This is a genomic window from Oscillibacter sp. CU971, assembly GCF_905219725.1.
In the GTDB taxonomy this organism is placed as follows: Bacteria; Bacillota; Clostridia; order Oscillospirales; family Oscillospiraceae; genus Oscillibacter.
Map to the genome: position 1 here is coordinate 1 of NZ_CAJMXG010000092.1, position 11,121 is coordinate 11,121.

9 protein-coding genes are annotated in these 11,121 nt (G+C 62.4%); 1 reads left to right on the forward strand and 8 read right to left on the reverse strand.

Annotated features, from left to right (window positions below):
- Positions 1–103 precede the first annotated feature (103 nt).
- The 5 genes from acrB to JX325_RS08175 form a co-directional block, all read right to left on the reverse strand.
- Positions 104–904, reverse strand: coding sequence for an acryloyl-CoA reductase electron transfer subunit gamma (acrB, locus tag JX325_RS18090; protein WP_243413993.1), 801 nt, complete (start codon positions 902–904; stop codon positions 104–106).
- 18 nt (positions 905–922) lie between these two features.
- Positions 923–2,062, reverse strand: coding sequence for an acyl-CoA dehydrogenase (locus JX325_RS08160; RefSeq protein WP_204790666.1), 1,140 nt, complete (start codon positions 2,060–2,062; stop codon positions 923–925).
- Between the two features lie 93 nt (positions 2,063–2,155).
- On the reverse strand, positions 2,156–3,631 hold the full coding sequence (locus JX325_RS08165; protein ID WP_204790667.1) for a 4-hydroxyphenylacetate 3-hydroxylase family protein: 1,476 nt from the start codon (positions 3,629–3,631) through the stop codon (positions 2,156–2,158).
- A gap of 193 nt (positions 3,632–3,824) precedes the next feature.
- On the reverse strand, positions 3,825–5,381 hold the full coding sequence (locus tag JX325_RS08170) for an acyl CoA:acetate/3-ketoacid CoA transferase (protein WP_204790668.1): 1,557 nt from the start codon (positions 5,379–5,381) through the stop codon (positions 3,825–3,827).
- Positions 5,382–5,423: 42 nt separating this feature from the next.
- Complete coding sequence (locus JX325_RS08175) at positions 5,424–6,224, reverse strand: enoyl-CoA hydratase-related protein (RefSeq protein ID WP_204790669.1); 801 nt, start codon at positions 6,222–6,224, stop codon at positions 5,424–5,426.
- Between the two features lie 513 nt (positions 6,225–6,737).
- Between JX325_RS08175 and JX325_RS08180 the strand changes: the two genes are divergently transcribed.
- Positions 6,738–7,259 (forward strand): sigma-70 family RNA polymerase sigma factor, encoded by a 522-nt coding sequence (locus JX325_RS08180; protein ID WP_307819258.1) that lies wholly within the window; start codon positions 6,738–6,740, stop codon positions 7,257–7,259.
- A 1,970-nt stretch (positions 7,260–9,229) separates the two neighbouring features.
- Here the strand turns inward: JX325_RS08180 and JX325_RS08185 are convergent.
- The 3 genes from JX325_RS08185 to JX325_RS08195 all read right to left on the reverse strand — a co-directional run.
- Positions 9,230–9,988, reverse strand: coding sequence for a DUF3169 family protein (locus JX325_RS08185; RefSeq protein ID WP_204790670.1), 759 nt, complete (start codon positions 9,986–9,988; stop codon positions 9,230–9,232).
- Positions 9,981–10,196, reverse strand: a complete 216-nt coding sequence (locus JX325_RS08190) for a helix-turn-helix transcriptional regulator (protein ID WP_204790671.1) — start codon at positions 10,194–10,196, stop codon at positions 9,981–9,983. The genes JX325_RS08185 and JX325_RS08190 overlap by 8 nt, the downstream gene beginning before the upstream one ends.
- Before the next feature lie 275 nt (positions 10,197–10,471).
- Positions 10,472–11,121, reverse strand: a 650-nt coding sequence (locus JX325_RS08195; protein ID WP_204790672.1) for an AI-2E family transporter, incomplete at its 5' end; no start/stop codon positions are given.

The following is an 11,121-nucleotide window of genomic DNA, read 5'->3' on the forward strand; positions in this document are numbered from 1 at the left end:
TGGGCATCAGCTTGCCCTCGCGCTGCTCGCAGAAGACCCAAACGTCCTTGAAGGCAGCGATATCCGCACTGTTGAAAGTAGACATGTTCTATATACTCCCTTCTCAGATAATGTGTTTGCCGGCCAGGATGGAAGCCAGCTTCTCGCAGGTCTCCTTGCCGTCGCCCTCCAGCATCATGCCGGCGCCCTTCTGGGGGGGCGTGAAGCTCTTGAAGATGTTGGTAGGAGAGCCCTTGAGGCCGATGGTGGAGGGGTCGATCAGCTTGTGATCCTTGAGCTTTTCAAAGTCGAAGGTCTCCAGGGGCTTGTTGTAGGTCGCGTAGATGCCGCCGATGGACATATAGCGGGGGTTGTTCAGCTCCTTGATGCAGGTCAGGAGGCAGGGCGTCTTGACCTTGATGGTCATATAGCCGTCTTCCAGCATCCGCTTGACGGTGATGTTTTCCCCGTCCTTGTGGATGTCGGCGGCGTAGGTCACCTGNGGCAGGCCCAGCTTCTCGNCAATCTGGGGGCCCACCTGGGCGGTGTCGCCNTCGATGGCCTGGCGGCCGCACATGACCACGTCGTCTTTTTCCACGCCGATGGTGTCAATGGCGGCGGNGAGAATCTGGGAGGTGGCGTAGGTGTCGGAGCCGCCGAACTCCCGGGCGGAGACCAGGACGCCCTCGTCCGCGCCCATGGCCATCAGCTCCCGGAGCATGGAGGCCGCGGGAGGGGGGCCCATGGTGACCACAATCACCTTGCAGCCGGTTTCGTCCTTCAGCTTCAGGGCGGCCTCCACGGCGTTCATGTCGTCGGGGTTCGTGATGGTCTGCATGGAANCCCGGTTCANGGTGCCGTNGGGATTGACGGCCACCTTGCCGGAGGTATCGGGGACCTGCTTGACACAGACAATGATTTNCATAGTCGTTTCCTCCTCCTCTTACAGTCCCATATTCGCGGAGATGACAATGCGCTGGACCTCGGACGTGCCCTCGTAAATCTCGGTGATCTTGGCGTCCCGCATCATGCGCTCCATGGGATAGTCCTTGGTATAGCCGTAGCCGCCGAACATCTGCAGCGCCTTGGTGGTGGTNTTCATGGCGTGCTCGGAGCACCAGAGCTTGGCCATGGCGGCCTCCTTGGTGTAGCGGACGCCCTGGCCCTTGAGGGTGGCGGCCTGATAGGTCAGGAGGCGGCCCGCCTCGCAGCCCATCTCCATGTCGGCGAAGGTGAACTGGGTGTTCTGGAACTTGGAAATGGGCTTGCCGAACTGAACGCGGCCCTTGGTGTACTCCTTGGCCTCGTTCAGCGCGCCCTCGGCGATGCCCAGGGCCTGGGCCGCGATGCCGATGCNTCCGCCGTCCAGGGTCTGCATGGCGATGGAGAAGCCCTTGCCCTCTTTGCCCAGCATGTTCTCCTTGGGGACGATGCAGTCGGTGAACACGATCTCGGCGGTGGGGGAGCCGTGGAGGCCCATCTTCACCTCGTGCTTGCCCACAGAGAAGCCGGGGAAGCCGCTCTCCACGATGAAGGCGGAGATGCCCTTGGTGCCCTTGGTCTTGTCNGTCATGGCGAAGACCACGAAGACATCCGCCACATAGCCGTTGGTAATGAAGATNTTGGAGCCGTTCATCACGTAGTGGTCGCCTTCCAGCTTGGCCTCGGTCTGGCCCTTGGAGGCGTCGGAACCGGCGTTGGGCTCGGTGAGGGCGAAGGCGCCCACCTTATGGCCGGTGGTCAGCATGGGGAGGTACTTTTTCTTCTGCTCCTCGGTGCCGTGGGTCAGGATGGGGTCGCAGCAAAGGCCGTTGTGGGTGGCCACGATGTCGCCGGTGGAGGCGCACTGCTTGCTCAGCTCCTCGATGCAGATGGCGGAGGCCAGGGGGTCCGCGCCGGTGCCGCCGTACTCCTTGGGCACGCACATGCCCATGACGCCCAGGTCAAACAGCTTCTCGATGTTCTCCCGGGGATACTCGCTGTTCAGGTCCGTCTCGGCGGCGATGGGCTTCACTTCGTTTTCGGTGAACTCGGCCATCATCTTCCGGATCAGCTGGTGCTCACGNCTCAGATTGAAATCCATGTGATGTTCTCTCCTTATTTTAATTTTGGAAATCCATATATTTCCTGGACCGGGCTCCAGGGCCCTGGGCCCGGTCCGGGTTGATGAAGGGTCTTACTGGATGCCGGCGATGTCCTTGGCAAGCTGCTTCTTGCCCTGGATGTTGCCCTGGCGGGCAATCATGATGCGCTGGGCCTGGGGAGAGCCAGCGCCGTGCATGGACTCGGTGCGGTAGCCTACCGCCGCCGCGCCCAGGCNCATGTTCTCCAGGNAGCGCATGATGCGCTGGCGGTCCTCGGTGGAAACGCCCTCCCGGGCGGCGAAGAACTTGTTGCAGATGTCCCCGATGGTTTCGCCGTTCCGCCCGACAACCGTGTCGGACTCGAAGTCCTTCTGAGAGGGCATGGTGACCATCAAGCCTCNGGCCACATCCTCGGCCAGGCGCACGATCTCATAGGGGAAGCGGGTGACGTTCTGCTTGCAGACGTTGGCAAGCAGCAGGNCNATCTGGTAGTTGCCCGCCTTGGTCTTGAAGCCCNGGGANGAGCAGGCGATGCCGCAGCAGTAGAGGGTTTCGTTCAGGTGGGTCATCTCGATGAGCTTATCCTTGACGGCGCTGGCTTTTTCCACGCCGTTGTACTCGGCGGCAAGAGCCGTGGCCCCGATGNCCACGTCGCCCACGCCGACNTTGCAGCCGCCGTAGCTCTGGCGGTGGTAGCCCGCGAAGCGCTCCACAATCATCCCGGCGAACTCATACTCGCCGTTGAGGAAAATGTACTCGTTGGGGATGAACACATGGTCCAGCACCACCAGGGCCTCCTGGCCGCCGAACTTGGCGTTGCCCACGTCGATGGACGCGCCCTCCTCCAGCTTCCGGGTGTCGCAGGACTGGCGGCCGTAGATCATATACATGCCCTCGGCGTCGGTGGGGCAGGCGAAGGAGACGGCCCAGTCCTTATCCGCCTCGCCCATGGAGATGGTGGGCATGAAGATGTGCCAGTGGGAGTTGATGGAGCCGGTCTGGTGGCATTTCGCGCCCGAGACTACGATGCCGTCGGGGCGGCGCTCCACCACATGGACGTACATGTCCGGGTCCGCCTGAGCGCTGGGGGCCTTGGAGCGGTCGCCCTTGGGGTCCGTCATGGCCCCGTCCACGGTGAGGTCGTTGTCCTGAACCATGGTGATGAAGTTCTTGAAATTCTCGTGATAGTGGGTGCCGTATTTCTCGTCGATTTCATAGGTAGAGGAGAAGACGGCGTTGAAGGCGTCCATGCCCACGCAGCGCTGGAAGCAGGAAGCGGTCTTCTGACCCAGCAGACGCTGCATCTTCACCTTGTTGATGAGGTCCTCGGTGGACTGGTGGAGGTGGGTGAAGCGGTTGACGGTGCGGCCCGTCAGGCTGGACTTCACGGTCATGAGATCCGCGTACTGGGGGTCCTGGGCCAGGGCGTAGGTCATGGCGACGCAGTTGATGGAGGGGCGGATCATGGGGTGGTCCACCCAGTTCTCAATCTCCTCGCCGAACATGTACACCCGGGTCTTCAGCTTGCGCAGGCTCTCGATGTATTCTTGGGGGGTCATTAAGGCCATTTTTTGTTCCTCCTAGTTTTAATGGGGCATTGCCACACCCCTCAAATCCGTTCCGGGCGGGCTTTGCCTGGCCGGAACTCCACTGCCCGCGCCATGGGGCGCGCCACGTTCGCCGTGCGAACGTGAGGGGGTTCAGCGGAGCCGCGTCAACGGCGCGGCGGAGCGTCTAAGGGGGACGCAGTCCCCCTTGGACTTAGTCGTTGGCAAGGCCCATCAGCTCATCCTTGAAAATGCGCTCGTCCATGAGCTTCAGGTCCTCGCTGATCTGCGGCATGAACTCCATCTGGTCCAGCACCTGGGTCTGGAGGTCGATGCCGGGGGCAATCTCGATGAGGGTCACGCCCTCGGGCCGGAGCTCGAACACCGCCCGCTCCGTGACGTACAGCACCGGCTGGCCCACCTTGTTGGCATAGGTGCCGGAGAAGGTGATGTGCTCCACCTTATTGACAAACTTTTTCTTCGCGCCCTCCTGGGTGATGACCAGCTTGCCGTCCCGGCATTCGGTTTTCAATCCCTTGGCGGTGAAGGTGCCGCAGTAGACCACCTTTTTTGCGTTCTGGGTGATGTCGATGAAGCCGCCCGCGCCCGCCAGGCGGGTGCCGAACTTGGAGACGTTCAAATCCCCGTTGGGGGCCGTCTCCGCCAGCCCTAGGAAGGCCACGTCCAGGCCGCCGCCCTGGTAGAAGTCGAACTGGACGTTGTGGTCCAGAATCGCCATGGAGTTGGCCGCGCCGCCGAACTGGGTGCCGCCGTAGGGCACGCCCGCGATGGAACCGGCCTCCACCGTCAGGGTCATCTTGTCGGAGATGCCCTCCTCCGCCGCCACGTTGGCGATTTTCTCCGGCGCGCCGGTGCCCAGGTTCACGATGGCGTCCTGGGGCAGCTCCATGGCCGCACGGCGGGCCAGAATCTTCTTGGCGTCCAGGGGGATGGAGGGGATGTCGTCCACGGGGATGCGGAACTCGCCGCTGAGAGCCCCGTCATAGGGCATCCCCAGACACTGGTTGTTGTCCTCCGGGGAGCCCACGACGATGGCGTCCACGTAGATGCCGGGGATTTTCACCAGCCGGGGGTCCAGGGTGCCGCCCTGGACAATCTTCTCCACCTGGACAATGACGATGCCGCCGGAGNTCTNGGTGGCCTGGCANTGGGCGGTCACGTCCAGGGGGCCGATCTCTCTATGTACGGTGCAGTTGCCGTACTCGTCGGCGTAGCTGCCCCGGATCAGGCAGACGTTGATGGGGATGGGCTTATACAAAAGCCGCTCCTCCCCCTCGATGCTGACCAGCTTTACCAGGTCCTCCTTGGTGCACTCGTTCAGCTTGCCGCCGCCGTTCCGGGGGTCGGCGAAGGTGTAGAGGCCCACATGNGTGATGGTTCCGATGTTGTGGGCCGCGATGTCCCGGAACATGTGGGTGATGACGCCCTGGGGCAGGTTATAGGCCTCAATCTTGTTGGCCAGGGCCAGGTCTCCCAGCCGGGGGGCCCGGTCCCAGTGGCCGCCCACAACCCGTTTGCACATGCCCTCGCCGCCGAAGTGGTCGCCGCCGGTGCCGTCCCGGTGGCCCTGTCCCGCGGCAAAGAAAAGGGTCAGGTCCCGGGGATGCCCGGTTTCTTCAAAGCGCTTTTCCAGCGCCTTGGTCAGCGCCTCGGGACAGGCGCAGCTGACAAAGCCGCCGGTGGTGACGGTATCGCCGTCCTTGACCATCAGCGCCGCNTCTTNCGCGGNNATGACNNGAACTTTTTTCATGCTTTCCGAACTCCTTTTCCTGTGATAAAATGTCCCTGGGACTTATTTATTCTGGAAGTGCTTTTCCTTCCGCTTCTCCAGGAAGGCGCCCATGCCCTCTTTCTGGTCCTCGGTGGCAAAGCACATGGCGAAGAGCTCGTTTTCCAGGGCGATGCCGTCGTCAATGTCCATCTGCATCCCCCGGTCGATGNAGGCCTTGGAGTACTTCACCGCGATGGGGGCGTTCACCGCAAAGGACTGGGCCATTTTCACCGCGGCGTCCAGCAGCTCCTCGGGGGCGTAGACCTCGTTCACCAGGCCGATGGCCTTGGCCTCGTCGGCGCTGATGACCTTGCCGGAGAAAATCAGCTCCTTGGCCTTGGCAACGCCNANCCGGCGGGGGAGGCGCTGGGTGCCGGAGAAGCCGGGGGTGATGCCCAGGCCCACCTCGGGCTGGCCGAACTTCGCGCCGCCCTTGCCCTCGGCGTTGGGCCCGGCGGCCAGGATGATGTCGCAGCTCATGGCAATCTCACAGCCGCCGCCCAGGGCAAAGCCGTTCACCGCCGCGATGGTGGGAATCTCCAGCTTTTCGATGCGGCGGAACAGGGCGCTGCCCCGCTGGCCCCACTTGCGGCCCTGCCCAACGTCCATGGGCTTCTGCTCGCCGATGTCGGCCCCGGCCACGAAGGAGCGGCCCTCGCCGGTGAGGATGAAGGCCCGGAGCTCCGTGTCCTTCTCCACCTCCGAAATCAACGCCTCCANGTCGGCGATCACCTGGGAATTCAGGGCGTTCAGCGCCTCGGGACGGTTGATGGTGGCGATGCCGATACGGTCTTTCTTTTCATAACGAACGGTCTGATACATGGCTTGCGTTCCTCCTTCATTTTTTCGGGGACAGCCCCGTTTTGTCCGGCAGTTATTATAGCAAATCCTGTGCCAATTCTGCAAGCCTCAGTTTCTGCCGCTCCGGCCAGTTTCCTGTTCAGATTGCCAAAAAACCGGAGGGAATTTTCTACGTTTGGGAGAGGGCCGTCCCCGGAATCTGGAAGTGTTATTCAAAAATGAGTAGCATTTTGGAGCCGGGAACGCAGAGAAGACGCCCGGGCCTTTGTGAAAATCGCAGGGACAGGGATGCGCTTTCTGTGGAAACCGCGCAAATGGCGGCGGGTTCGCGTCGTTTTATTCATAAACGAATAGAGCTTATTCAATATTGAATAAGTTTGGGCAGAGCCGGCCTTCCTCCCTCCGGGACGAAGAAAAAATTTTTTCGATTATTTTGAAGAATTCGCAAGCNCCATTTCGTNTGATGGGTGTCGGACGACAGAGGGCCGCCGGGGAGGCGCTTCGGAGGCTCTTCGGAGGGGGTGGTGAGACGGCGTGGCTGTTATAACAAAGGAGCGGTTTACGGAGCTGGTCCTGCAATACGAGCGGCTGGTTTACACCGTCTGCTTCCAGCTGGTCCGGGAGCCGGCGGCCGCGGAGGACCTGACCCAGGAGACCTTCCTCTCCGCCTACATCCACCGGGAGAGCATGCCGGAGGGCTATGAGCGGCAGTGGCTCAGCCGCATCGCCGCCAACAAGGCCAAGGACCACCTCCAAAGCGCCTGGAACCGGCGGACCGTCNTGNCGGGGGAGGAGGAGCTGGCCCGGGGCCTGGCCCCGCCCGCCGAGGAGGCGGTGCTTCGAAGAAGCGGGGAGGCGGACATTTTAAGGGCCATCCGGGAGCTGAAGGAGCCCTACNGGCAGGTGTGCCGCCTGTGCCTTTNAGAGGNGCAGTCTCCNGAAGAGGCGGCCCTGGCCCTGGGCAGGCCGGTGAAGACCGTTTATACACAGCTCTCCCGGGGCAAGAAGCTTCTCCGGGAGGCACTGGAAAGGAGTGGAAGGCATGGTATTCCGTGAGGACGGACATTTAAGCGACCGGGCCCTGGCGGCCCTGGCGCAAAGCGAGGACCGCTTCGACGAGCTGGAGCGGCTGGAAATCGCGGAGCACCTGGCGTTCTGCGACGAGTGCTTACAGCGCTACACCCTGGCCCTGGAGGGCGGAGATCTGCTGGTCCCGGAGCGCTCCTGTCAAAAGACGCTCTGGGCCCGGATTCGGAGCCGGGCCCTNCGGCTGGCGGTCAGCCGGTACGCCACCGCCGCGGCCGCCGTCACCCTGGCCCTAACGGTGCTGTGGGGCGGCGGGGGCGTACAGATTTCCTGCCCGGTCTTACCGGAGGACCGGCCCAGCATCTCCCGGCGGCTCACGGGCCTCACCGGGGAAATCAGCGACTCCCTGCGTCAGACTGTATCCGGTTTATCAGACTTTTTTGACGGGTTCCGCCCCAGCCAGTTCATAGAAGGAGGAAATCACTCATGAGGTTTTTACGCAAACTGTTCCGGGGCTGCTGGCATTTGATGTGGGCCTGCGTCCCCGGCTGCGGGCAGATGTGCCAGGGCTATATGAAGCGGGGCATCTCCCAGACCATCATTGCCACCGCTTTGCTCTTTATCGCGGTATTTCTGGAGATGGGGGTGCTGGCGGTGCTTATCGCCCCGCTGTGGCTGTATTCCTTTTTTGACAGCTTCAACCTCCGCCGCCAGATTCGGGATGGGCTCGCCCCGGAGGACGAATTCATGTTCGGCATGTCCGAGATGGACTCCCGGAAGCTGAGCCGCATTCTCAGCCGCCGGGGAAGCCTCATCGGCTGGGTACTGGTGGTGGTGGGCCTTTATAATGTATACCAGATTTTCGCCCGNCGGCTNCTGGGAACGCTGAAAGACCTTTTTCCCATCTTCGACTGGCTCTATGGCCTGCTGGTCTGGGATATGCCCCGGATTCTGGGGACGGTGCTGATTATCGCCGTGGGCCTCTGGTTCATCAAGGGCCCCAAGGTCCCCAAGGGCGGCGGCTTTGGCGAGGAGCCTACCTACACGCCTCCCAAGGCGGAGCCTCCCAAAATGAAATCCACCCCCTGGACGGAGGCGGAGGGACAGTTCCACCAGGAGCCGGAGCCCCAGGCCCCGGAGGTCCCGGAGGAGCCCGCGCCGGTGACCCTGGAGTGGAAATCGGAATTCAATGTGGAGAAGTACGAAAAGGAGCTTGCGGAANAGAAGGAGGCGGACCATGACGGCCAGTGAGGCCGTCCGCCCCCAGCGCCGGGTGGGGACCTTTACCCTGGGCATCGTCCTGGTGGCGGCGGGAACCGGCATGCTGGTTTCCCTGCTGTGTCCCCAAATGGAGATCGGGTGGCTTCTGAANGCCTCGCCTTTGATTCTGGTGGCCCTGGGGGTGGAGACCCTGCTCAGCGCCCGGGGCGGCGGACGGGTCAAGTACGACTGGCTGGGGATGATTCTCTGCTTTTNGCTGGTGGGGGCGGCGATGGTGTTCTACGCCGCCGCCTGGGCCTATGAGAACGGGGAGTTTATCAACGTCCGCAATTGCTCCCGCTGCGCCGACGAAACCAGCTTCCGCATGGATTACGAGTTTTTCAACGGCTTCGACTCCCACACCCTCCGGCTGGAGGCCGGGGACGCCCTGGTGGGCCGGATCGACACCCGGAACGGCTGGCTGGAGGTGGAAATCAGCGACGAGGACGGGAACACCCTCCTGGAGGGAGCCCCGCTGAACGGGGACCAGCGGGTGGAGGTTCCCAAAACGGGAGATTACACCATCCTGGTCCATGGGCGGAAAACCAGCGGGAAATTCACCTTTGCGCGGGTTCCGGCGGAGCTGCCGGAGGAGGCGCTTTCAGCGGAAACGGAAGAGACAGCTTAAATGTAAGGATCTGCTGTGGGGCCCGGCCCCCTGNCCGGGCCGTTCCCCAATCCNGGGGATGGCCTGGCCGGGGGGCGGGCCCCGCCGGTTTTTTTGCTATGAATCGTATAGTTCAATTTCTTTTTCCCAGCCGGATGCACTCCAGGCTGTAGGTCACCTGCATGACCCCCCAGACCAGCAGCAGGACAAGGGTGGGGAGAATGCTTACTTCAAAAACCATGCTCAAAATCGCCAGCGCCAGCCACAGCCCTAAGCAGAACCGGCTGGAGACCATATAGGCCCGGCAGCACGCCTGACCCACCTGGCGGCGCTCCGACTCGTCGCAGCTGTCCATCCACTTTTTTTGAAACTTCGTGTCGTAGACGCTGCCCCGCTTCTCCGGGTTCATCCGGCGGGTCAGGTCCACGGCCTTCTGCTGGGCAAAAATCACAAAGCCGCAGGAGAGGAGGAACACGCCCANCAGGGCCAGGGCCCGGATATCCCTGTCCATCCAATAGATGCAGAAGGCGGAGAGGAAGAACAGGTTGAACAGCAGCTGTACGGCGCTGAGGAGCAGGACCCAGCTCAGGGCGNNGTCGATGGACTCCGAGGTTTCGTCCTCGTCCCCGCCGTCCCAGGCGGCGAATTTCTTCGCGGCGGAGCGGTAGAGGACCAGGCAGCTTCCCAGGGTCAGCGCCGAGGTGACGGGGATGCCCCAGGGGGTAACCGCCGCCAGGGCGGCGCTCAGCCCCTCCGCCAGGGCGGCGGTATCCAGGCCCATGGCCCGGGAAAGGCCAACGGCAAAGCCGATGACGCCTCCCACCAGCAAGGAGCCCAGCAGGGACAGGGTGAATTTGGGCAGGGCCTTTCGGTTCTCGCTTTTCTCATTCATGGGTTTCGTCCTCCTGATAGGTAAAGATGTCTTCGACCCGCACGCCGCAGATCTTCGCAAGCTTCAGCGCCAGCGTCACGGAGGGGGAATAATCTCCCCGCTCAATTTGGCTGATGGTCTGCCGGGAGACCCCCGCAAGGCTCCCCAGCTGCTGCTGGTTTACCCCCAGGCGGGCCCGGTGCTCTTTCAGCCNGTTGGTTAAGGGCATGGATGGGCTCCTTTCTTTGACAAGGGTGGTTGTCGAATTGACAAGTATCATTGTCAATTCTAGGATAGCACTGACAAGGAAAGTTGTCAAGGGGAAATTTTGATAGTTTCTATTGGAAGCGCCANGGGCCTGNGGGAAAGGCCTGACCAGGGGGTCAGGCCCCACAAAGAGAGGTTTCCGGTCTATCGGAATATTCCCATTTCGNGCCTGGGCCGGAAATGGGCCGCATGGCAAAAGGAAAGGCCCTCCGAAGGATTCGGAGGGCTTTTTCGCGTTCAGGGGCCCCGCCATTTTCGCGGGGGGACNTTCCGGGCGCTCAGGCGGGCCTTGACAAAGCCCCGGAAGAGGGCGTACAGCACGGAGCACAGGGGGATGAAAAACAGCATCCCCGCAATGCCCATCAGCTTGCCGCCCAGGGTGACGGCGGCCAGCACCCAGATGGAGGGAAGGCCCACGGAACTGCCCACCACATGGGGGTAAATCAGGTTCCCCTCAATCTGCTGAATCACCAGGAAGAGGACCACGAAGCCCACCGCCTGCCAGGGGTTCGTCACGGCGATAAGCAGGGCCCCCACTACGCAGCCGATGAAGGCCCCCACCACGGGGATCAGGGCCGTCAGGGCGATGAGAACCCCCACCAGCAGGGCGTAGGGCATACGGAACACCGTCATGGCCGCCACGAAGAGGGCCCCTAAAATCACCGCCTCCACGCACTGGCCGGAGAGGAAGCTGGAGAAGGTGCGGCCTGAGAGGCGGAGGACCTCCAGGGTTTTGTCCGCCCAGGACTCGGGAAGGAGGGCGTAGAGCACCTGGCGGCCCTGGCGGGCCAGGCGCTCTTTTTGCAGGAGGATGTAAAACGAGAAGATCAGGCCGATGACAAAGGTGCTGACCCCGCTGACCACCCCCGCCATGAGGACCCCGCCGG